Source organism: Streptomyces sp. NPDC028419 (assembly GCF_055565515.1).
This window is the reverse complement of record NZ_JBVHUE010000006.1, coordinates 260,719-280,947: the sequence shown is the minus strand read 5'-3', so window position 1 is coordinate 280,947 and position 20,229 is coordinate 260,719. Positions and strand designations below refer to the sequence as shown.

General features: G+C 73.3%; 18 protein-coding genes, 1 other RNA gene and 1 pseudogene. 10 read left to right on the top strand and 10 right to left on the bottom strand.

Going from position 1 to position 20,229, the window contains the following annotated elements:
• Window positions 1-53 precede the first annotated feature (53 nt).
• Window positions 54-1,352 (top strand): multidrug effflux MFS transporter, encoded by a 1,299-nt coding sequence (locus tag ACZ4UB_RS10490; protein ID WP_468069627.1) that lies wholly within the window; start codon window positions 54-56, stop codon window positions 1,350-1,352.
• Window positions 1,353-1,361: 9 nt separating this feature from the next.
• Complete coding sequence (locus ACZ4UB_RS10485; RefSeq protein ID WP_468069625.1) at window positions 1,362-2,375, top strand: small ribosomal subunit Rsm22 family protein; 1,014 nt, start codon at window positions 1,362-1,364, stop codon at window positions 2,373-2,375.
• A gap of 7 nt (window positions 2,376-2,382) precedes the next feature.
• Here ACZ4UB_RS10485 and ddaH read toward each other — a convergent pair.
• Window positions 2,383-3,228 (bottom strand): annotated as a pseudogene (ddaH, locus tag ACZ4UB_RS10480) (dimethylargininase); the annotation flags it as partial.
• 287 nt (window positions 3,229-3,515) lie between these two features.
• Here ddaH and ACZ4UB_RS10475 point away from each other — a divergent pair.
• The gene (locus tag ACZ4UB_RS10475) at window positions 3,516-4,265 is read left to right on the top strand and encodes a bifunctional DNA primase/polymerase (protein ID WP_468069623.1); all 750 of its coding nucleotides are present in this window, start codon (window positions 3,516-3,518) and stop codon (window positions 4,263-4,265) included.
• 505 nt (window positions 4,266-4,770) lie between these two features.
• On the opposite strand, the gene yaaA is transcribed toward ACZ4UB_RS10475, so the two are convergent.
• Window positions 4,771-5,571, bottom strand: coding sequence for a peroxide stress protein YaaA (gene yaaA, locus ACZ4UB_RS10470; RefSeq protein WP_468069621.1), 801 nt, complete (start codon window positions 5,569-5,571; stop codon window positions 4,771-4,773).
• A gap of 120 nt (window positions 5,572-5,691) precedes the next feature.
• Between yaaA and ACZ4UB_RS10465 the strand changes: the two genes are divergently transcribed.
• Together ACZ4UB_RS10465 and rnpB are read left to right on the top strand one after the other, a co-directional pair.
• Window positions 5,692-7,137 carry an RNB domain-containing ribonuclease gene (locus ACZ4UB_RS10465; RefSeq protein ID WP_468069620.1) on the top strand — a complete coding sequence of 482 codons (1,446 nt, stop codon included), beginning with the start codon at window positions 5,692-5,694 and terminating at the stop codon, window positions 7,135-7,137.
• A gap of 18 nt (window positions 7,138-7,155) precedes the next feature.
• Window positions 7,156-7,557, top strand: an RNA gene (rnpB, locus tag ACZ4UB_RS10460) — RNase P RNA component class A.
• An 87-nt stretch (window positions 7,558-7,644) separates the two neighbouring features.
• On the opposite strand, the gene ACZ4UB_RS10455 is transcribed toward rnpB, so the two are convergent.
• From ACZ4UB_RS10455 to ACZ4UB_RS10440, 4 genes are all read right to left on the bottom strand, one after another.
• Window positions 7,645-8,931, bottom strand: a complete 1,287-nt coding sequence (locus ACZ4UB_RS10455; protein ID WP_468069618.1) for a bifunctional RNase H/acid phosphatase — start codon at window positions 8,929-8,931, stop codon at window positions 7,645-7,647.
• A complete protein-coding gene (locus ACZ4UB_RS10450; RefSeq protein WP_354384310.1) occupies window positions 8,931-9,674 on the bottom strand; it encodes a zinc ribbon domain-containing protein in 744 nt (247 codons plus the stop codon). Before ACZ4UB_RS10450 ends, ACZ4UB_RS10455 begins: the two co-directional genes overlap by 1 nt.
• Window positions 9,671-10,528 carry a Nif3-like dinuclear metal center hexameric protein gene (locus tag ACZ4UB_RS10445; protein ID WP_468069616.1) on the bottom strand — a complete coding sequence of 286 codons (858 nt, stop codon included), beginning with the start codon at window positions 10,526-10,528 and terminating at the stop codon, window positions 9,671-9,673. Before ACZ4UB_RS10445 ends, ACZ4UB_RS10450 begins: the two co-directional genes overlap by 4 nt.
• A gap of 67 nt (window positions 10,529-10,595) precedes the next feature.
• Entirely contained in the window at window positions 10,596-11,636 is a 1,041-nt protein-coding gene (locus tag ACZ4UB_RS10440) for an ABC transporter substrate-binding protein (protein ID WP_468069614.1), read from the bottom strand.
• Between the two features lie 208 nt (window positions 11,637-11,844).
• On the opposite strand from ACZ4UB_RS10440, the gene ACZ4UB_RS10435 reads away from it, so the two are divergent.
• Window positions 11,845-13,107, top strand: coding sequence for a hypothetical protein (locus ACZ4UB_RS10435; RefSeq protein ID WP_468069612.1), 1,263 nt, complete (start codon window positions 11,845-11,847; stop codon window positions 13,105-13,107).
• 143 nt (window positions 13,108-13,250) lie between these two features.
• The gene (locus tag ACZ4UB_RS10430) at window positions 13,251-14,126 is read left to right on the top strand and encodes a chitosanase (RefSeq protein WP_468069611.1); all 876 of its coding nucleotides are present in this window, start codon (window positions 13,251-13,253) and stop codon (window positions 14,124-14,126) included.
• A 137-nt stretch (window positions 14,127-14,263) separates the two neighbouring features.
• Here ACZ4UB_RS10430 and ACZ4UB_RS10425 read toward each other — a convergent pair whose 3' ends face one another.
• The 3 genes from ACZ4UB_RS10425 to ACZ4UB_RS10415 are packed head-to-tail and all read right to left on the bottom strand — an operon-like array spanning window position 14,264 to window position 17,225.
• Window positions 14,264-15,205 (bottom strand): 3-oxoacyl-ACP reductase, encoded by a 942-nt coding sequence (locus ACZ4UB_RS10425; protein WP_468069608.1) that lies wholly within the window; start codon window positions 15,203-15,205, stop codon window positions 14,264-14,266.
• A 40-nt stretch (window positions 15,206-15,245) separates the two neighbouring features.
• Window positions 15,246-16,322 carry a Zn-dependent alcohol dehydrogenase gene (locus ACZ4UB_RS10420; RefSeq protein WP_354384295.1) on the bottom strand — a complete coding sequence of 359 codons (1,077 nt, stop codon included), beginning with the start codon at window positions 16,320-16,322 and terminating at the stop codon, window positions 15,246-15,248.
• A 48-nt stretch (window positions 16,323-16,370) separates the two neighbouring features.
• Window positions 16,371-17,225 (bottom strand): MaoC/PaaZ C-terminal domain-containing protein, encoded by an 855-nt coding sequence (locus tag ACZ4UB_RS10415; RefSeq protein ID WP_354384294.1) that lies wholly within the window; start codon window positions 17,223-17,225, stop codon window positions 16,371-16,373.
• Between the two features lie 288 nt (window positions 17,226-17,513).
• On the opposite strand from ACZ4UB_RS10415, the gene ACZ4UB_RS10410 reads away from it, so the two are divergent.
• Window positions 17,514-17,873 carry a response regulator gene (locus ACZ4UB_RS10410; RefSeq protein WP_468069670.1) on the top strand — a complete coding sequence of 120 codons (360 nt, stop codon included), beginning with the start codon at window positions 17,514-17,516 and terminating at the stop codon, window positions 17,871-17,873.
• Window positions 17,874-18,119: 246 nt separating this feature from the next.
• On the opposite strand, the gene sigJ is transcribed toward ACZ4UB_RS10410, so the two are convergent.
• The gene (sigJ, locus tag ACZ4UB_RS10405) at window positions 18,120-19,052 is read right to left on the bottom strand and encodes an RNA polymerase sigma factor SigJ (protein WP_468069607.1); all 933 of its coding nucleotides are present in this window, start codon (window positions 19,050-19,052) and stop codon (window positions 18,120-18,122) included.
• A gap of 236 nt (window positions 19,053-19,288) precedes the next feature.
• Here sigJ and ACZ4UB_RS10400 point away from each other — a divergent pair, with 236 nt between their 5' ends.
• The gene (locus ACZ4UB_RS10400) at window positions 19,289-19,762 is read left to right on the top strand and encodes a carboxymuconolactone decarboxylase family protein (protein ID WP_468069604.1); all 474 of its coding nucleotides are present in this window, start codon (window positions 19,289-19,291) and stop codon (window positions 19,760-19,762) included.
• Window positions 19,763-19,828: 66 nt separating this feature from the next.
• Window positions 19,829-20,215 carry a DoxX family protein gene (locus ACZ4UB_RS10395; RefSeq protein WP_468069602.1) on the top strand — a complete coding sequence of 129 codons (387 nt, stop codon included), beginning with the start codon at window positions 19,829-19,831 and terminating at the stop codon, window positions 20,213-20,215.
• Window positions 20,216-20,229: the final 14 nt, after the last annotated feature.

Sequence of the window (20,229 nt, the reverse complement as noted above, 5' to 3'; positions counted from 1 at the left end):
GGACAAACGTATGAAGAAGCGATGAGCAGAGCGACGAGAAGACGGAGTTTCGCATGACGGAGAGAGGTCCCGCGACGGCCCCCACGCCCACCAGCGGCGCCGCGGAACCCGCGACCGCGACCGCCCTGGCCGCCCGCCGGACCGGGCTGCTCGTCACCTTCATACTCGGCGGGCTCACCGCCCTCCCGCCGCTGTCCATGGACATGTACCTGCCGGCCCTGCCCGCCGTCACGAGCTCCCTCGACAGCCCGGCCGCCACCGTCCAGCTCACCCTGACCGCCTGCCTCATCGGCATGGCCCTCGGCCAGCTGGTCATCGGGCCGATGAGCGACAAGTGGGGGCGCCGCACCCCGCTGCTGACCGGCATGGTCGTCTACGTCCTGGCCACCGCCGTCTGCGCCTTCGCCCCCACCGTCGAACTGCTCATCGGCTTCCGCCTCGTGCAGGGCCTCGCCGGAGCGGCCGCGATCGTGATCGCGCGGGCCGCCGTGCGCGACCTGTACGACGGCGTCGAGATGGCCAAGTTCTTCTCCACCCTGATGCTCATATCCGGCGCCGCCCCCATCGTCGCGCCGCTCGTCGGCGGCCAGGTGCTGCGCTTCGCCGACTGGCGCGGGGTCTTCCTCGTCCTGACCGGCGTCGGCGTCGTGCTCACCGCCCTGGTCTGGCGCGGCCTCGGCGAGACCCTGCCGGTGGAGCGCCGCCAGACCGGCGGCGTCGGCGCGGCCCTGTCCACCATGCGCGGGCTGCTCGCCGACCGGGTCTTCGCGGGCTACACCCTGGCCGGCGGCTTCGCCTTCGCCGTGCTCTTCTCCTACATCTCCGCCTCGCCCTTCGTGATCCAGGAGATCTACGGCGCCTCCGCGCAGGAGTTCAGCCTGCTCTTCGGCCTCAACTCCGTCGGCCTGATCATCGTCGGCCAGATCAACGGCAAGCTGCTCGTGGGCCGGGTCAGCCTGGACAAGGCGCTCGCCGTGGGCCTGGCCATCATCACGACCGCCTCGGTGGCGCTGCTGGTGATGTCGAGCGGGATCTTCGGCAAGGTCGGGCTCCTCCCGGTCGCCGCCGCCCTCTTCGTCCTCATGTCCGCGATGGGCCTGCTGCTGCCCAACACCAACGCACAGGCCCTGATGCGCACCCCGCACGCCGCGGGCTCCGCCTCCGCCCTGCTGGGCACCTCCTCGTTCCTCGTCGGCGCGATCGCCTCGCCGCTGGTCGGGATCGCCGGCGAGCACACGGCGGTGCCGATGGCCGTCGTCCAGCTGGTGTGCTCGCTGCTGTCGGTCGCCTGCTTCCTGGGCATGTGCCGCCCGTGGCGGGCGCGGGAACCCCTGGCCCCGGCAGCGCCGTAAACTCAGCGGGTGAACCCCTCTGTACCCACCTCCGCCGACACCCTCCGCGCCGCGCTCGGCGGGCTGCTCGACGGACTCCCGCCGAAGCAGGCCGCGGCCGCGGTCGAGCGGCTGATCGCCAATTACCGCGGCCAGACCCCGACGAACGTCCCGGTCCTGCGCGACCGCTCCGACGTCGCGGCGTACGCGGCGTACCGGATGCCCGCGACCTTCGAGGCGGTACGGGCCGCCCTGGACGCCCTCGCGATCGCGGCCCCGGACTGGACGCCCGCCTCGCACGTGGACGTCGGCGGCGGCACCGGCGCGGCGACCTGGGCGGTGGACGCCACCTGGGGCGGGCCGCGCCGGACCACCGTCCTGGACTGGGCCGAGCCCGCGCTGACCCTGGGCCGGGAGCTGGCCGCCGGCTCGTCCTCCGAGGTGCTGCGCGCCGCCGAGTGGCGGCGCGCGGTGATCGGAGCGGGGCTGGAGCTGCCCGAGGCCGACCTGGTGACCGTGTCGTACGTCCTGGGCGAGCTGACCCCCGAGGCGCGCGGCGCCGTCGTCGCCGAGGCGGCCCGGGCGGCGCGGACCGTGGTGATCATCGAGCCGGGCACGCCCGACGGGTACCTGCGCGTACGGGAGGCCCGCGACCTGCTGATCGCGGCCGGGCTGCGGATCGCCGCGCCCTGCCCGCACGACGGCACCTGCCCGATCGAGGTCGGCGAGGACTGGTGCCACTTCTCGGCCCGGGTCAGCCGCTCCTCCCTGCACCGACAGGTCAAGGGCGGTTCGCTCGCCTACGAGGACGAGAAGTTCAGTTACGTCGCCGCGACGCGCGTACCGGCCACCCCCGCCACCTCGCGGATCACCCGCCGGCCGCAGATCCGCAAGGGCCTCGTCCTGCTGGACCTGTGCGGACCGGCGGCCGGTGACGCGCCGGGCCTGTCCCGGGCCACCGTGACCAAGCGCCACGGTGACCTGTACAAGGCGGCGCGGGACGCCGACTGGGGCCAGGAATGGCCGCCGGTCCCCACGGACTAGCCCCGGGCTAGCCCGCCACCTCCTCGGCCGCCGGGCGCAGCTCCTGGGTGCAGCACTTCACGCTGCCGCCGCCCTTGAGCAGTTCGGTCAGGTCCATCGGGACCGGTTCGAAGCCCCGCGCGCGCAGCGGGGCCACGAGGCCCGCCGCGGCCTGCGGGAGCAGGACGTGGCGGCCGTCGGAGACCGCGTTGAGCCCGAGGGCCGCGGCGTCCTGCCCGGACGCGAGCAGGGCGTCCGGGAAGAGGCGGCGCAGGACCGAGCGGCTGCCCGGCGAGAAGGCCTCCGGGTAGTACATGACCTCGTCGCCGTCCAGGACGCTGAGCGCGGTGTCCAGGTGGTAGTAGCGCGGGTCGACCAGGTCGAGGCCGATCACCGGGCGGCCGAAGAACTCCTGGGCCTCGTCGTGGGAGAGCGGACTGGAGCGGAAGCCCCGGCCCGCCAGGACGTAGGACCGGGTGACCGCGAAGTCCCCCTCGCCCTCGTTGATGTGGGACGGCTCGTGCACCTCCGTGAAACCGTTCCCCCGGAACCAGTCCAAGTGGGCCTCGGCCTCGGCGGCGCGCTCCGGGTAGGCGAAGCGGGCCCCGAGGACGCGGCCGTCGATGACGGTCGCGCCGTTCGCCGCGAAGACCATGTCGGGCAGGCCGGGTTGCGGCGTGAGCGTCTCGACGGTGTGGCCGAGGGAGCGGTAACGGTCCCTCAGGTCTTCCCATTGGGCGAGGGCGAGGGGCAGGTCGACCGGCTTCGTGGGATCCATCCACGGGTTGATCGAATACGTGACCTTGAAGTGCGCGGGTGGGCACATCAGGTAACGCCGGGGTGTGGCGTCTCTGCGCAAAGAAGGCTCCTCACGACGGACGTGGGCCGAGTGTGAAGAGAATCGTCTCTCCTCCGGCGCGGCGGCGCAGTGAACCGATGGGGTGGTTTCTGGCCGGGACGGCGTGGTGGCGAAAGTCACCGCCGGGGACCTGGGCTCGAACGGCCGAGAAACCTTGGCTGAAATATGCGGTTCTGTAGGGGTACTTGACGGATCCGCGCCCCTCGTCCGGAGACCCCCGGTTGGGGAGAGCGGTCATCCGGGGCGCAGGATGGTGGGACCATGGTGGGATCTGCCGGGGTAACGGTGAGGTGAGGGGATAGATGGGGTCAGGGTCCGACCGCGTCACGCGCGGTCCGCAGAGCAGGATTTCCCAATGGCTGCGCCGCCGGTCCAAACCGGCTGCCGAGGACTCGGGGCGCGAGCGTGAAGCGCTGCTCCTGGCCGTCGCCGCCGCGGGCCTGCCGCTGTCACCCGCCGCACATCCCGCCGGCTACCGATGTTCGTGCGACCGCATCGGCTGTCCCACCCCCGCGCGGCACCCGATCTCCTTCGCCTGGCAGACGCAGTCGACCACCGACCGCGCGCAGGTCGAGCGTTGGGCCCGCAACCAGCCCGAGGCGAACTTCATCACCGCGACCGGCATGGTCCACGACGTCCTGGACGTCCCGCTGGAAGCCGGGCTCAGCGCGCTGGAGCGGCTGCTGGCCGCCGGTGTCGAGGTGGGGCCGGTCGCCGAGTCCGGCGGTACGGGCGACCACGCCCGGATGCTCTTCTTCACCGCGACGCGGGGTACGCCGGAGGACGAGGACGAGTGGTGGCCGTGCGAGCTGGACTGTCACCCCGAGACCATGGACGAGCACCCCGGGCTGCGGTGGCACTGCCGTGGCAGCTACGTGCTGGTGCCGCCGGCCGTCCTCCCCGGTGACCTGGCGGTCAGCTGGATCCGGGGCATGGAGCACGCCCTCCCGGACCCCCTCACCCTCCTGGAAACCCTGACCGACGCCTGCGCCCAATACGCGGGCACCACCCCCCACACCCCCCAAGCCGTAGCCTGGCCCCTCGGCCGCTGACCCAGCCCTCAATCGGCCACATCCAGCCCCGCCGGCGTTTGAGGCGCGGGGTCCGGGGCGGAGCCCCGGGGGCCGACCCGCACCCGCCGCCCACCCCACCGCTTCCCGGGCTCCGCCCGGACCCGGTCCTCAAACGCCGGACGGGCTGGAATAGCCGGGCCCACATCTAGCCCCGCCGGCGTTTGAGGCGCGGGGTCCGGGGCGGAGCCCCGGGGCCCGAGCCGACTCCAGCCCCGCCGGCGTTTGAGGCGCGGGGTCCGGGGCGGAGCCCCGGGGCCCGAGCCAACTCCAGCCCCGCCGGCGATTGAGGCGCAGGGTTCGGGGCGGAGCCCCGGGGCCCGAGCCAACTCCAGCCCCGCCGGCGATTGAGGCGCGGGGTCCGGGGCGGAGCCCCGGGGCCCGAGCCAACTCCAGCCCCGCCGGCGATTGAGGCGCGGGGTCCGGGGCGGAGCCCCGGGGGGCGGCGCGGGGCGGCTTCAGCCTCGCCGGCGATTGAGGCGGGGGGTCAGTGGATTTGGGTGACGATCACGTCTAGGGACCAGGGGCGGCCCGGCTTCGCGGGCGGCTCCGCCTCGACCGCGAAGCCGAGGTCCCGCAGGGCCGTGACGAGCTCGGCAGGCCCCACCGGCACCGCCCCCGCCGACAGCAGGTCACGGACCAACCGCCCCTTGGTCGCCTTGTTGAAGTGGCTCACCACCGACCGCTTCTCCACCCCGTCCACCACCTGCGCATGCAGCACCCGCACCGTCGCGGTCCGCCCCGCCACCTCCCCCTTCGGCTTCCACGCCGCGCCGTACGCCGCCGACCGCAGGTCCAGGACGAGCCCCTCCCCGGCCACCTCCGGCAGCACCGACGCCATCGGCGTGCGCCAGTACGCCCCCAGCGCCCCCAGCCCCGGCAGCTTGACGCCCATCGAACAGCGGTAGGAGGGGATCCGGTCCGTCACCCGGACCGCGCCCCACAGGCCGGAGAAGACCAGCAGCGAACGGTCCGCCAGCTCCCGCGCCCCCGGCGTCAGATCGGCCAGCCCGAGGGCGTCGTAGAGCACCCCGGTGTAGATCTCCCCGGCCGGCCGCGCGACAGCGCCGCGCAGGCCCGCGTTCTTCGCGACCTCGCCGCGCAGGCCCTCGCTGAGCCCGAGCACCTCGCGCGCCTTGTCCTCGTCGGCCGCGCACAGCTCTACCAGTTCCTCCAGCACCGCCGCTCGGGCGGCGGCCAGCCCCGGCAGGGACAGCCCCTCCGCCTTCAGGGGTGCGCCGGAGCCGCCGGCGGCCTTTCCTTCGGACGGCGGCAACAGCACGAGCACGGTGGTTCTCCTTCGATGCGGCCGGTACGACCGGTCCGGCGCGTTGCGGGGGGTGCGGCCCCCCGGCCAGAGTAGACGGCTCGCCGCGCCGCCCCGCCGCACCGGCCATAGGCTCGGTCCATGCCACGCCGTCACCTGCACATGACCGGCGCGGACGGGGCCGTGCTGTCGGCCGCGCTGCGCGACCTGCGGACGCGGCTGGGCGTGCCGCAGGACTTCCCCCCGGCCGTACGGGCGGAGGCCGAGCAGGCAGCCGGAGCGCCACGGCTGCCCGAGCTGGACGCCACCGAGATCCCGCTCTTCACCATCGACCCGCCGACCTCCGTCGACCTGGACCAGGCGATGCATCTGGCCCGGCGCCCGGGCGGCGGCTTCCGGGTGCACTACGCCATCGCGGACGTGGCGGCCTTCGTCACCCCGGGCGGCGCCCTGGACGCGGAGGCGCACCGCCGGGTGACGACCCTGTACTTCCCCGACGGGAAGGTCCCGCTGCACCCGCCGGTGCTCTCGGAGGGCGCCGCCAGCCTGCTGCCGGACCGGACCCGCCCGGCCCTGCTGTGGCGGCTCGACCTCGACGCGGACGGCCGGGTGGTGACCACCGACGTCCGCCGGGCGCTCGTACGGAGCCGGGCCAAGCTGGACTACGAGGGCGTCCAGCGGGCCATCGACGGCGGCACCGCCGAGGAGCCCCTGGCCCTGCTGCGGGACGTGGGGACGTTGCGCGAGGCGCTGGAGACCGAGCGCGGCGGGATCTCGCTGAACGTGCCCGAGCAGGAGGTCGTCGAGCACGACGGCGACTACGCGCTGGTCTACCGGGCCCCGCTGCCCGCCGACGGCTGGAACGCCCAGATCTCCCTGATGACGGGGATGGCGGCCGCGGACCTGATGCTCGCGGCGGGCACCGGCATCCTGCGCACCCTGCCCTCGGCCCCCGACGGCGCGGTCGGCCGGTTGCGCCGCGCCGCGCGGGCGCTGCGCATCGACTGGCCGCACCACGTGCCGTACGCGCAGCTGGTCCGTTCCCTGGACCCGCACGTCCCGGCGCACGCGGCGTTCCTCCAGGAGTGCACGGCCCTGTTGCGCGGGGCCGGGTACACCGCCTTCACGGGCGGGGAGGTCCCCTCCCCGGTGCTGCACGCGGCGGTCGCCGCGCCGTACGCGCACTGCACGGCCCCGCTGCGGCGGCTGGTCGACCGCTACAGCGGCGAGCTGTGCCTGGCCGCGGTGGCGGGCACGGATCCGCCCGCGTGGGCGGTGGAGGCGCTGGCGACCCTGCCGAAGGAGATGGCGGACGGCACCCGGCTGGCGAACGCGGTGGAGCGGGGCTCGGTGGACCTGGTGGAGGCGGCGGTCCTCAAGGACCACGTGGGCGAGACCTTCGAGGCCACGGTGATCGACGTCAAGGACCACGAGCCGAGGGTGGGCACGGTCCACCTGGAGGAGCCGGCGGTGGTGGGCCGGGTCGAGTCCGCCGCGGCCCCGCTCCCCCTCGGGTCCCGGATCCGGGTCACCCTGACCTCGGCGGATCCGGCGGCCGCGACGGGCGTGCTCTTCACGGCCGGGTAGCATGGGCGCAGCGCAGAACGACACAGGCGGGCGGCCGCGTCGGGGTCTTCGGATCCCGCCGAGGAACGTCCGGGCTCCACAGGGCAGGGTGGTGGCTAACGGCCACCCGGGGTGACCCGCGGGACAGTGCCACAGAAAACAGACCGCCCGGGACTTCGGTCCCGGGTAAGGGTGAAACGGTGGTGTAAGAGACCACCAGCGCCTGAGGTGACTCAGGCGGCTAGGTAAACCCCACCCGGAGCAAGGTCAAGAGGAGTCGTCTCCGGACGGCTCTGCGCGGACGTTCGAGGGCTGCCCGCCCGAGTCCGCGGGTAGACCGCACGAGGCCGGCGGCAACGCCGGTCCTAGATGGATGGCCGTCTCCCCGGCGATCGCGAGATCACCGGGCGACAGAACCCGGCGTACAGCTTGTGTCGGTCTGCGCGCCTGACGAAGAACGCCTCCGGCCCGCACTGGAAAGTGCGGGCCGGAGGCGTTTTCGTACCCGGGTCCGTACCCGGGTACGCGCTACCGCAGGTGCGAGGTGTCGTTCAGCAGGCGCAGCGAGGCGTTGCCGTCGGCGTAGTAGGCGACCGCCGAGAGCGAGGCCGCGGACAGTTCCATCCGGAACAGGGATTCCGGCGGGGCCCCCAGGGCGAGCCGGACCAGGGTCTTGACCGGGGTCACGTGCGTGACCAGCAGGGCCGTGCGGCCCGCGTGCGCGGCCAGCAGCCGGTCGCGGGTGGCGGCGACCCGGCGGGTGACGGTGGCGAAGCTCTCGCCGCCGCCGGTGGGGGCCGCCTTCGCGGACTTCAGCCAGGCGTCGAGGTCGGCCGGGTAGCGCTCCCGCACCTCGCCGAAGGTGAGGCCCTCCCAGGCCCCGAAGTCCGTCTCGCGCAGCCCTTCCTCGACCGCGACGGGCAGACCGAGCCGGTCGGCGACGGCCTGCGCGGTCTCGCGGCAGCGGCGCAGCGGGGAGCTGACGATCGCCTGCACGGTGCCGCGGGCGGCGAGCGCGGCGGCCACGGCCTCGGCCTGGCGGCGCCCGGCCGCGGAGAGTTCGGGGTCGCTGCCGCCGCTCCCGGAGAAGCGCTTCTGCGGGGTGAGGGCGGTCTCGCCGTGCCGCAGCAGCACGAAGGTGGCGGGCGTCCCGAGGTCGGGCGCCCCCCAGCCGGGGGCGCTCGCGGCCGGAGCCTGCGCCTCCGGGGCGGGCTCCTGCGCGAACAGGGTGTCCGCCTCGGCGGGCAGCGCGACGGGGGCGATACGGGTCCCCGCGAGCGCGGCGCGGGCCGCGGCGAGACCCGCCGCGGCGTCACCGGGCGGACCCGCGGGCGGCGGGGTGGCCAGCGCCCCGGCCGCGCCGCGGTCGAGGGCGGCCGAGGAAGCGGACGGCTCCCACTGGCGGCCCCGCTTGCCCGCGTCCATCGCCTCGTTGGCGAGCCGGTCGGCGTGCTTGTTCCGCTCGCGCGGGATCCACTCGTAGGTGACCTGGGCGCGCGGCAGGATCCGCGCGGCCTCGGCCGCCAGCGGCTTCATGTCCGGGTGCTTGATCTTCCAGCGGCCGGACATCTGCTCGACGACGAGCTTGGAGTCCATCCGCACCAGCACCGTGGCGTCGGGGAACAGTTCGCGGACCGCCGTGAGGCCCGCCACCAGGCCCTTGTACTCGGCCACGTTGTTGGTGGCGACGCCGATGAACTCGGCCCGCTCGGCGAGGGTCTCCCCCGTCGTCGGGTCGAGGACCACCGCGCCGTAGCCGGCGGGCCCCGGGTTGCCCCGGGAGCCGCCGTCCGCCTCGACGACCACGCGCGGCATCAGATGCCCGAGTCCGCCGTACGGACCAGGATGCGGCCGCAGTTCTCGTGCCGGACGACCTCGTTGCGGGCCGCGGCCTTGATCTCGTTGACCTCGGCCATGTCGAGCTCCAGGCGGCAGCCCTCGCAGCGGCGCTGGTACAGCTTGGCCGCGCCGACGCCGTTCTGCTTGGCCCGGATCTTCTCGTACAGGGCGATGAGCGGCGCCGGGATCGAGGCGACGATCAGCTCGCGGTCCTTGGCGACCTTCGCGGTGTCCGCGTCGAAGGCGGCGAGGGCGGCGTCGCGGCGCACGGTGGCGTCGTCGGCCTTGCCCTGGAGTTCGGTGACGCGCGCGGTCAGCGCGGCGACGCGCTCGGCGGCGGCCTCGCGGCGCTCCATGACGTCGAGGACGACGTCCTCCAGGTCGCCCTGGCGCTTGGCGAGGGAGACCAGCTCGCTCTGGAGGTTCGCCAGGTCGCGGGCGGAGACGCCCACGCCGGAGTCCAGGCGGGCCTGGTCGCGCACCGCGCGGGTGCGGACCTGGTCCACGTCCTGCTCGGCCTTGACCTGCTCGCGGGCGGCGTCGCTCTCCTGCGTCTGCGCGGCGACGAGGAGGTCGCGCTGCTGTGTCAGGTCGCTGGTCAGGGACTCCAGCTCCAGGTGCTCGGGCAGCGAGGTGCGCTTGTGGTCGAGCTGGGACAGCCGCACGTCCAGGGCCTGGACGTCGAGAAGTCGGATCTGGTCGGCGGGCTCGGCGTTCAGTTGGGGGCTCCAGGGAGAGAAGGGGCGGAAACGGACGGCGCGTGCGCCGTCCAGGGGTCGGTGACCGTGCGCGAGACGTGGGTACGAAGACCCCAGCCGTGGCGCTCGGAGATCGCGTCGAGCTGCGCCGCGGCCTGCTCGCACCAGGGCCACTCGGTGGCCCAGTGGGCGGCGTCGACGAGGGCGAGCGGGGACCGCTCGCGCGCCTCGGACGCCGGGTGGTGGCGCAGGTCGGCGGTGAGGAAGGCGTCCACGCCGGCCGCCCGCACCTGGTCGAAGAGGCTGTCGCCGGAGCCGCCGCTGACGGCGACGGTGCGGATCAGCGCGTCCGGGTCGCCGGCGGCGCGGATGCCCTGCGCGGTGTGCGGGAGGCGGGCTGCGGCCCGCGCGGCGAACTCGCGCAGGGTCTCGGGGTGGTCGAGCGCGCAGATCCGGCCCAGGCCCCGGCGGCCTTCGGGGTCGGTGGGGTCGGGCACGAGCGGCCCGGTGATGCGCAGGTCGAGCGCGCCCGCGAGGGCGTCGGAGACCCCGGGGTCGGCGCTGTCGGCGTTGGTGTGGGCGACGTGCAGCGCGATGTCGTTCTTGATCAGCGTGTGCACGACGCGGCCCTTGAAGGTGCCCGCCTCGACCGTGGTGGTGCCGCGCAGGTAGAGCGGGTGGTGGGCGACGAGCAGGTCGGCGCCCAGCTTCACCGCCTCGTCGACGATCTCCTGCACCGGGTCGACCGCGAACAGGACCCGGGAGACCTCGGCGTCGGGGTCGCCGCAGACGGTTCCGACGGCGTCCCACTGCTCGGCCCGTGAGGGCGGCCAGAGAGCGTCCAGCGCGGCGATGACTTCAGAGAGACGGGGCACGGGCCAAGGCTACCGTCCGTGGCGCACCCCCCGCCGACCAGCGGGGGGTGCCCCGGGGCACGGGGTGTTACTTGCCGAGGAAGGTCCGCAGGTCGTCGAGGACCTTGTCGGCGGCGGTCACGCCGAGACCGAGGTACCAGGTCTCGTCCGGCACGTCCTTGGCCTGGCCCTTCTTGACCGCGTCCAGGCCCTTCCAGAGCGGGTTGTCCTCGGCGGAGTCCCGCTTGGTCTTGTCCTTGGCGCCGTAGACGCCGGTGAAGATCCAGTCGGCGGCGGCCTCGTCCATGCGCTCGGGGCTGACCTCGACGGCCAGTTCCTCGGCCTGCTGGTTCTTCGGGCGCGGGATGCCGGTGTCCTTGAGGATCGTGCCGATGAAGGAGGCCCCGGCGTACAGGCGGGTCTTGCCCGGCATGTAGCGCAGCATCGTGACGGTCGGCTTGTGCTCGCCGAGGTCGTCGCCGAGCTTCTTCGCCTTGGCCTGGTAGGCGTCGAGCTTGGCCTTGGCCTCGGCGGTCCTGTCCAGCGCGGCCGCGTTCAGGAGGTAGTTCTCCTTCCACGGGAAGCCCGGGCGAATGGAGAAGACGGTCGGGGCGATCTTCGACAGGGCCGCGTACTTGTCGGCGGAGCGCAGCTGGCTGCCGAGGATCAGGTCGGGCTTGAGGGCGTTGATCGCCTCCAGGTTGAGGCTGTTGATGGTGCCGACCGACTTGGGGGTGCCCGCGTCCTTCTTGAGGTAGCCGGGGATGCCCTCGTCGCCCTCGGTGGGCGCGTAGCCGACGGGCTGGAGGCCGAGCGAGACGACGTTGTCGAGCTCGCCGACGTCCAGGACCACGACCCGCTGGGGGGCGGCCTTGAGCTCGGTGGCGCCCATCGCGTGGTTGATGGTGCGCGGGAACTGTCCGGCCGCGGCGGTGGTCCCGAAGGCCGCGGTCTTCTTCGCGGCGTCGGAGAAGTCCTTGCCCCCCTGCGCGACGGCCTTCTTGTCGCCGCCGCCCGCGGCCGGGGCGTCCTTGCCCGACGTGGCGTCCTGGCCGCCGCAGGCGGTGAGGAGGAGCGTGGCTGCGGTGGCGAGGGCGACGGCGGCCGCGCCGCGGCGTCGGAAGGACATGTCACAACTCCTGGGGGTGGGGGCGGAGAGGGGGTGAGGGCCCCGGTTAGGCATGCCTAACCCTAAACGCCCCGATATCGCACAGCACAATCGTCTCCCCCATCACAGGCGAATCGCCGGGCGGCCACCCGTACGTGTGAAGCGGGCTGGGTCGTGCCGCTCGGCAAGGAGTACGAAAACTAGCTTCCTCACCGGAGGTGACGCACAGATGACTGCCTGTGCTGTTGAGGAGCCGGTGACACGAGCCGCGGCGGAGGCCGCCACCGAGGGCGCGGCCGGGGCCGCCGCGGTGCCCGACGGGCCGGCGGCCGAGGCCACGAACGCCACGCCGACCGCGCCGACCGCGGGACCGGGACCGGCCGCGGGACCGACCGCGGGACCGGGACCGGGTTTCGTCATCGCCGCGGACGGTTCGTACGCCGCCCGACTGGCCGGCGAGGGGCAGGCCCGCTACCCCGAGCGCTGGACCCTGGACGGCCCCGAGCCGTACGCCGTCCCGCTCCCGCTGGAGCAGCCCGAGGAGGCCGACAGCGAGGTCCTCCCGCTGGCCGACGGTCGGGTGCTGATCCACCGCCGGGTCGCCGGGCACCACGCGTTCTCCCTGCTCTACCCCACCGGCACGCACGGCGGGCCGCACACCGGTCCGCGCACCGGGCAGTTGCCGCTGGGCGCCCTGGAGTGCGGGCAGCTGACCCTGCTGCCGCCCGCGCCGGACGGGCGCAGCGCCTACGCCCTGGCCGTCGGCGAGCGTTCCACGACGGTGTGGCAGGTGGCCGGCGGCAGCTTCGGGCCCGAGTGGGTCGCCGAGGTGCCCGGGCACTGCTCGGGGGGCGTCTGGCTGGACCGGGAGGGGCGGTTGCTGGCCCTGGACCGGGAGCGGGACGGGCGCACCAAGGCCGTCGTGGTGGACCTGGGGCGGGGCGGCGAGGTCTCGCCGCTGCTCCAGATCACCGAGGCCAGTGACGACCACCTGCTGCTGGCCGACCCGGACAGCGGGCTGCTGCTGATCCGCTCGGACGCGCCGTCGCCGGGCGAGGGGGCCCGGCTGGGCTGGGGGGTGCTGGGCAGTTCGCGGCCGGTGCGCTTCCCGGAGTGCCTGCGGGCCGAGGGGGCGACGGCGGTTCCGTTCGCGGTGCAGCCGGGGCAGATGCTGATGCCGGAGAGCTGCGCGGTGGCGCTGCGGATCGACGAGCCGGGCCCGGGGGCCGCCGCGGGTGCGGCCGGGATCGCGCTGTGGCGCCCGGCGGACCGGTACGTCTTCCGGCTCGGGGCGCCCATGGGGTGGGTCGGCACCGGGCTGTGGTCGCGCGAGGGCCGCCTGCGGCTGCCGTACGCGACCGGGGCCGTGCCGTGCGGCGTCGTGAGCCTGGGGCTCCCGCAGGGCCCGCCGCCGCCGCTGCGGGTCGATCCCGAGCCGACGCCCGCGACCGCGCAGCGGCCCGTACCGCTCCAGCAAGCCCCGCTCCAGTAGGCGCCGCTGCGGTAGGAGTCGTTCCAGTAAGCCCCGTTGACCCACCGTCACACCGTGCCGGAGGGGTGTTCGGCACGCCCGTTTATATGATAGGTAAGTTTCCTAACATAAGCGGAGCGCACCAACTCCCCCCTGGAGGCGTCGTGTTCACCCCTCATTTCCGCACCATTAATGCGCGTCGCACGAGGCTGGCCGTCGGGGCCCTCCTCGGCGCGGCCGTCCTCGCCGTCCCGGTCGCGGCCCACGCCTCGCCCGCCACCGCCCCCGCGGCCGCCGCCCCCCTCTCGGCAGCCACCTTCGGCGCCCAGGCCACCGGCCTGGACGACCCGGCGAAGAAGGACGTCGCCATGCAGATCGTGTCCAGCGCGGAGAACTCCTCGCTGGACTGGAAGGCGCAGTACAAGTACATCGAGGACATAGACGACGACCGCGGCTACACCGCCGGGATCATCGGCTTCTGTTCCGGCACCGGCGACATGCTCGACCTCGTCGAGTACTACACGAGCGTCAAGCCGGACAACGTCCTCGCCAAGTACCTCCCCGCCCTGCGCAAGGTCAACGGCACCCCCTCGCACAAGGGCCTCGACCCGAACTTCACCAAGGACTGGGCCAAGGCCGCGGCCGACTCCACCTTCAAGAAGGCCCAGGACCACGAGCGGGACCGGGTGTACTTCAACCCGGCCGTGAACCAGGGCAAGGCCGACGGGGTCGGCGCGCTCGGCCAGTTCGCGTACTACGACGCCATCGTCATGCACGGCGACGGCACCGACTCCACCAGCTTCCGCAACATCCGCAAGCGCGCCCTGTCCAAGGCCAAGCCCCCGGCCCAGGGCGGCAACGAGACCACCTGGCTGAACGCCTTCCTCGACGCCCGCGTCTGGGCGATGAAGCAGGAGGAGGCGCACAGCGACACGAGCCGCGTCGACACCGCCCAGCGGGTCTGGCTCAAGAAGGGCAACCTCGCCCTGAACACCCCGCTGGACTGGAAGGTCTACGGGGACTCGTACCACATCGGCTGACCCCCGGCCGGAACGCGGGGGGGGGGGGGGGGGCCCCCCCCCCCCACCCCGGCGGGGACCCCCCCCCCCCCCCCGCCGGCGTTTGAGGCGCCCCCGGAGGGCGCGTCGGGAACCGGCCGGACCCGGCCGGCCGCGCGCTAGTCGTGCTTGAGGCCGAGCACCTCGGAGGCCGCGAAGGTCTCGTTCGCGGGGCGGGCCTCGTAGTGCGGGGTGAGGACCTCGTCCAGCTCCTCGTAGGAGAAGGCCTCCTTCGTCGTGTCGAACTTGGCGGCCACCTTCGGCCGCTCCATCACCACCACGATCCCGCCGTGCACGACGAAGAGCTGCCCGTTCGCCTTCGCCGAGGCCGGCGAGGCCAGGTAGCCCACCAGCGGCGAGACGTGCTCCGGCGCCAGCGCGTCGAGCTTGCCCTCCTCCGGCACCTGGAAGCCCGCGAAGACGTCCTCCGTCATCCGGGTACGGGCCCGCGGGCAGATGGCGTTGGCCGTGACCCCGTACTTGCCCAGCGCCAGCGCGGTCGAGGTGGTCAGCCCGACGATGCCGCCCTTGGCCGCCGCGTAGTTCGGCTGGCCGGCGGAGCCGCCGAGGAACGCCTCCGAGGAGGTGTTGATGATCCGCCCGTAGACCGGCCCGCCCGCCGCCTTCGACCGCTCCCGCCAGTGCACGGACGCGAAGTGCGTGGTGTTGAAGTGGCCCTTGAGGTGGACCCGGATCACCGAGTCCCACTCGGCCTCCGACATCGAGAAGACCATCCGGTCGCGCAGGATGCCCGCGTTGTTGACCAGCACGTCGAGCTTGCCGAAGCTGCTCACCGCCAGGTCGACCAGCTCGCGGGCCTGCTCGAAGTCGGCCACGTCACCGAGGTGCGCCACCGCCTGCCCGCCCGCCGCGCGGATCTCGGCCGCGACCTCCTCGGCCGGGGCGGCCGAGGCCTCGCCGGAGCCGTCGCGGCCCGGCTGGCCGAAGTCGTTGACGACCACGCTCGCGCCGAGGCGGGCGAGTTCGAGCGCTTCGGCGCGCCCGAGCCCGCGCCCGGCGCCGGTGACGATCGCGGAAAGTCCCTCTAGGGGGAGCGACATGGTGCTCTTTCCTCTCGGAAGCCGTATGTCGGGGTCGTGGTCAGAGTTCGATGCAGGTGCGCAGGGCCACGCCCGTGCGCATCTGGTCGAGCGCGTCGTTGACCTCGGCCAGCCGCACCCGGTGCGTGATCAGGCCCGCCAGGTCCACCCGGCCGGCCCGCCAGAGGTTGATGGTCCGCTCGTAGGACCGCAGGACGTCCCCGCCGCCGTACATCGACGGGAGGATCTTCTTCTCGTCGAAGAACAGCGAGAACATGTTGATCGAGTAGTTGTCGTCGAGGGCGCCCGCGCCGACCACCACGACCGAACCGCCGCGCCGGGTCATCTCGTAGGCCGTCTGCGTGGTCTGGGACTTGCCGACCACCTCGAAGACGTAGTCGAAGCCCTCCCCGCCGGTGATCCGGTTCTTGGCGTCGCCGAACGCCTCCGGTGCCACCGCCTCGGTCGCCCCGAACCGCAGGGCCGCCTCGCGCCGCGACTCGACCGGGTCCACGGCGACGATCTGCGCCGCGCCCTGCACCTTGGCGCCCTGGATGACGGAGATGCCGACGCCGCCGCAGCCGATCACCGCGACCGAGGAACCGGCCTCCACCTTGGCCGTGTTGATGGCCGCGCCGAGCCCCGTGGTCACCCCGCAGCCGATCAGGGCGGCGATGTCGAAGGGGACGTCGTCGGGGATCGGTACGGCGCAGCCCGCCGGGACCACCATCTCCTCGGCGAAGGTGCCCGTGCCGGCGAAGCCGAAGATGTCGCTGTCCCCGCGGCGGAAGTTGGGGGTGGCGACGTTGCCGAAGGCCTCCAGGCACAGGTGACCCTGGCCGCGCTTGCATGACGGACAGTGCCCGCAGGGCGGCAGCCAGCAGACCAGCACCCGGTCGCCGATCTTGTGGCTGGTGACCCCGTCACCGACGTCCACCACCTCGCCCGAGCCCTCGTGGCCGGGGATGAAGGGCGCGGGCTGCGGCAGCACCCCGCTCATCGCGGACAGGTCGGAGTGGCACAGGCCGGTGGCCTTGATCCGGATCTTCACCTTGCCGGGGCCGAAGCCCACGGCTTCCATGTCCTCGACGACTTCGAGCTTGTCCTGGCCTATCTGGCTCTGGAGTGCTGCGCGCACGATGCGGCTCCTCTGCTGGAGGTACTGGTTCTGGCGCTCGTACTGTCGTTACGCGTGCTCGACCACGGTGTCGGCGAGGACCGGCGCGTCGTCCCTCTCGGCGGCGGTCACCGACACCAGCACCCGCCCGGGCTCCTGCCACATCCGCATCCGGAGCGTCTCGCCGGGGAAGACGATCCCGGCGAAGCGGGTGCGGTAGGCGCGCACCCGGCTCACGTCCCCGCCCAGGACCGTGTCGACGACGGCCTTGAGGGTCATGCCGTACGAGCACAGCCCGTGCAGGATCGGCCGGTCGAAGCCGGCCAGCTTGGCGAACTCGGGGTCGGCGTGCAGCGGGTTCCAGTCGCCCGACAGGCGGTACAGCAGCGCCTGCTCCTCGCGGATGCGCCGCTCCTCGACGCGGTCGGGCGCGCGCTCGGGCGCCTCGCCGCGGACCGAGGGTCCGCGCTCCCCGCCGAAGCCCCCCTCGCCGCGGACGAAGAGCTGCGCGTCGCTGGTCCACAGCGGGCCGTCGGCGTCGGCGACCTCGGAGCGCAGCACGATGACGGCCGCCTTCCCCTTGTCGTAGACGGCGGCGACCTTGGAGGTGGAGGTGGCCTGCCCCTTGACCGGGATCGGCCGGTGCAGCTCGATGGAGTGGCCGCCGTGCAGGACGGCGGTCAGGTCGACCTGGATCCCGGGGGCGGCGAGCCCGCCGAGCATGGCCATGCCCGCGCCCGCGACGGTCGCGAAGCTGGGCAGCACGTGGAGCTTGGACTCCAGGGTGTAGCGCAGCTCGTCGGGGTCGGTGGCGGGCAGGCCGGCGCCGAGGCCGAGGTGGTAGAGCTGGATGTCCTTGTGGTCCCAGCCGATGTCCCCCACACGGGGGTCGGCGGCGAGGGCCTTGGCGGCATCGATCGGCATTGAGGATGCTGCTCCTTGTTCATCGGCGTGCGTCGTTCCACGCCAGTGGAAGACCTCGGTGCGACCGTCCGCACCGTCGGCCGCACCGAGGTCGTATACGGGTCGGCCCCCGACGCGTTCGCCACGTTCTGGCGCGTTCTAGAACGCGTTCTAGGACCGATGAAGGAATGTATAACGCACGTCCCAGCACTTGGGAAGACTCCTGACCTCTCGTCAGTTTCCCCTTTGGCCGGGTGTGTTCCCCGCCTCCGCGCACGCCGGGCGACCTACCCTGACCCCGTGAACGAAATGCCCCGGGAGCACCGGCCCACCAAGTCCCTGCGGGTCCTCCTGCTCCCGCCGGACCCGGCCCTGGCCCTGCGGCTCGGCCTCCAGCCGGACATCGAGGTGGTGCCCTCCACGACGGCCCGCCCGGCGGTGGCCCTGGTCCAGGCACCGGAGGCGGTGGCCGCCGTGCACGAGGACGACCCGGAGTGTGCGGTCCTGGTCATGACGGGCTCGGCCCACCCCGGCCTGCTGGACGCGACCCTGGCCGCGGGCGCGGCCGGGCTGGTCCTGCGCGACGTACCGATCGAGGACCTGGCCGACTCGATCCGCCGCGCCTCGACGGGCGAAACGGTCATCGACCCGGCCCTGCGCCCGGCCTGAGGCGCACGGTCGCACGGCGGCGGTTCGCGGATCCTGTCGGTGGATTGCGGCGTACGGCCGCGCTCGCGCCGCTCGACGCTTCCGGAAGCCTGTGGACCGCGGCCCGGGGCGGGGTGCGGTGGATCCGCGCGTTCTCCGACAAGAAGGCGCCGACCCCCTCCGCCCGGGCGCAGGGGGATGCCGGCTGCGCGGCTCGGTGCCCCTGGCCCACTACCTGCGCAGCGGCAGCGCCGCGGGACGGGTGGACTACTTCTCCGGCAGTCGCGCCAGGTCGGACACCGGTCCGAGGTGGCCGAGCTTGTCGGGGTTGGACACGGAGTGGATCGCCCGGATCACACCGTCGACGATGTCCAGCTCGACCACGTTGACCACCCGGCCCTCGGGGTCGTACGTCACGAGTCCCGGGCGGCTGTTGACCCGGGCCGGACGGAGTTGCGCACCGAGGCTCCGGATCCGACGGAATCCGCCGACGAGCAGTTGCCCCACGCGCCGCGGTTCGGCCACCGGATGCCTGGCCGCCCGCGCCTTGCCGCCACCGTCCCCGTAGTACACGACATCGGGCGCGAGCATGCCGAGCAGCGCGTCCAGGTCGCCGCCCTCGGCCGCCTCGAAGAACGTGCGGGCGAGCTCGTCGCCCTCGGCCCGCCGGGCGGGGGACGGCGCGCCGTCCGCGTCCGGCCCGGCCGCGGCGATGCGCTTCTTGGAGCGGGCGAAGATCTGCCGGCAGTTCACCTCGGACTTGCCGGTGGCCCTCGCCACGTCCGGGTAGTCGTACCCGAACACCTCGCGCAGCATGAACACCGCACGTTCCACCGGGGAAAGGGCCTCCAACAGGACGAGGAACGCCATGGACAGCGAGTCGGCCAGCTCGGCGTGTTCGACCGGTCCCGGCCGGTCGTTGGTCACGACGACCGGTTCGGGCAACCAGTTCCCCACGTAGGTCTCCCTCCGCACCCGCGCCGAGCCCAGGTGGTTGATCCCCAACCGCGTCACGGCCGTGGTCAGGTACGCCTTCGGTGCGGAGATCACGGTGCCCGCCCGCTGCGCCCGGGTCAGGCCGAGGAACGCGTCCTGAACGAGGTCCTCGGCGTCGCCCACCGATCCGGTCATCCCGTAGGCGATGGAGAACATCAGCGGTCGGTAGCCGGCCTCGTCCCTCGCATCCGTTCCCCCCGACACGCAGCCCCTCCCCAACTCGTGTACGGCGATGCTCAGTTCGGGCACGCCCCGTCTGCCCATTCCGAGATCCGCAGAACGACCAGAGGGTATCCGAGGGATCCCGGTCGGCCCTCGGCGGGCCGTCGCGGCCCGGCGGGGAGACGCAGGTCACACCGGCCCCTGTCACAGGCCGTCGGAGCGTCCTGTCTTAGAGGGCGACACAGCGAACAGCAGGAACCAGGCACGAGGAGTGCACGATGAACGCTCGGCTCAACTTCATGAACAGCCCCGTCGCCGCCAAGGCCATGAGGCACGTCGTCGCCGCGAGCAGGGCGCTCGCGGAGTCGACCGTGCCGGCCTCCACCCGGGAGTTGGTGATGCTCCGCGCGAGCCAGATCAACGGCTGCGCCGGATGCATCGACATGCACACCAAGGATGCCGCGCACGCCGGGGAGAGCGCCGTACGCCTCCACCTCGTCGTGGCCTGGCGGGAGGCCACGGTGTTCACCGACGCCGAACGCGCGGCCCTGGAGCTGGCCGAAGAAGGCACCCGCATCGCCGACGCGGCCGGCGGGGTCTCGGACGCGGTCTGGGCGAACGCGGCCAAGTACTACGACGATGACCAGCTCGCGGACCTGGTGGCCCAGATCGCCATCATCAACGCCTTCAACCGAGGAAACGTCATGACCCAGCAGCCCGCGGGCGACTACCAGCCCGGCCAGCACGGCTGACCGTCCCTCGCCACGCGAACGCCCGACCTCAGCGCCCTGTGCCGACACCACGCAAGGACACAGCCCATGGACCTCGCCCTGTGGATCACCGCAGGACTGCTCGCCGCCGCCTACCTGCTCGGCGGTGCCTTCAAGGTGATCGTGCCGAAGGAGAAGATCGCCGCCGCCGGCCCCAGCGCCCGGTGGGTCGAGGACTTCAGCGCCGGCGTCGTCAAGACCATCGGAGCTCTCGAGGTGCTGGCCGCGGTGGGCCTGGTCCTGCCCGCCGTGCTCGGCACCGCACCGGTTCTGGTGCCCCTGGCGGCTCTCGGGTTGGTGCTGATGATGGCCGGCGCGGCGCTCACCCGCATACGACGTCACGAGACCGCGTACATGGTGGTGGACCTGGTCTACCTCGCCCTGGCCGCCTTCGTGGTGTGGGGCCGCTTCGGCCCCGAGTCCTTCACGGGCTGACCGGCGGGTCGTTG

Excerpts from the sequence above, each read along its gene's own strand:
- ACZ4UB_RS10490 (WP_468069627.1), top strand. The coding sequence starts at position 54 with ATGACGGAGAGAGGTCCCGCGACGGCCCCCACGCCCACCAGCGGCGCC.
- ACZ4UB_RS10475 (WP_468069623.1), top strand. The coding sequence starts at position 3,516 with ATGGGGTCAGGGTCCGACCGCGTCACGCGCGGTCCGCAGAGCAGGATT.
- ACZ4UB_RS10465 (WP_468069620.1), top strand. The coding sequence starts at position 5,692 with ATGCCACGCCGTCACCTGCACATGACCGGCGCGGACGGGGCCGTGCTG.
- ACZ4UB_RS10455 (WP_468069618.1), bottom strand. The coding sequence starts at position 8,931 with ATGCCGCGCGTGGTCGTCGAGGCGGACGGCGGCTCCCGGGGCAACCCG.
- ACZ4UB_RS10440 (WP_468069614.1), bottom strand. The coding sequence starts at position 11,636 with ATGTCCTTCCGACGCCGCGGCGCGGCCGCCGTCGCCCTCGCCACCGCA.
- ACZ4UB_RS10435 (WP_468069612.1), top strand. The coding sequence starts at position 11,845 with ATGACTGCCTGTGCTGTTGAGGAGCCGGTGACACGAGCCGCGGCGGAG.
- ACZ4UB_RS10425 (WP_468069608.1), bottom strand. The coding sequence starts at position 15,205 with ATGTCGCTCCCCCTAGAGGGACTTTCCGCGATCGTCACCGGCGCCGGG.
- ACZ4UB_RS10415 (WP_354384294.1), bottom strand. The coding sequence starts at position 17,225 with ATGCCGATCGATGCCGCCAAGGCCCTCGCCGCCGACCCCCGTGTGGGG.
- ACZ4UB_RS10410 (WP_468069670.1), top strand. The coding sequence starts at position 17,514 with ATGCCCCGGGAGCACCGGCCCACCAAGTCCCTGCGGGTCCTCCTGCTC.
- ACZ4UB_RS10400 (WP_468069604.1), top strand. The coding sequence starts at position 19,289 with ATGAACGCTCGGCTCAACTTCATGAACAGCCCCGTCGCCGCCAAGGCC.
- ACZ4UB_RS10395 (WP_468069602.1), top strand. The coding sequence starts at position 19,829 with ATGGACCTCGCCCTGTGGATCACCGCAGGACTGCTCGCCGCCGCCTAC.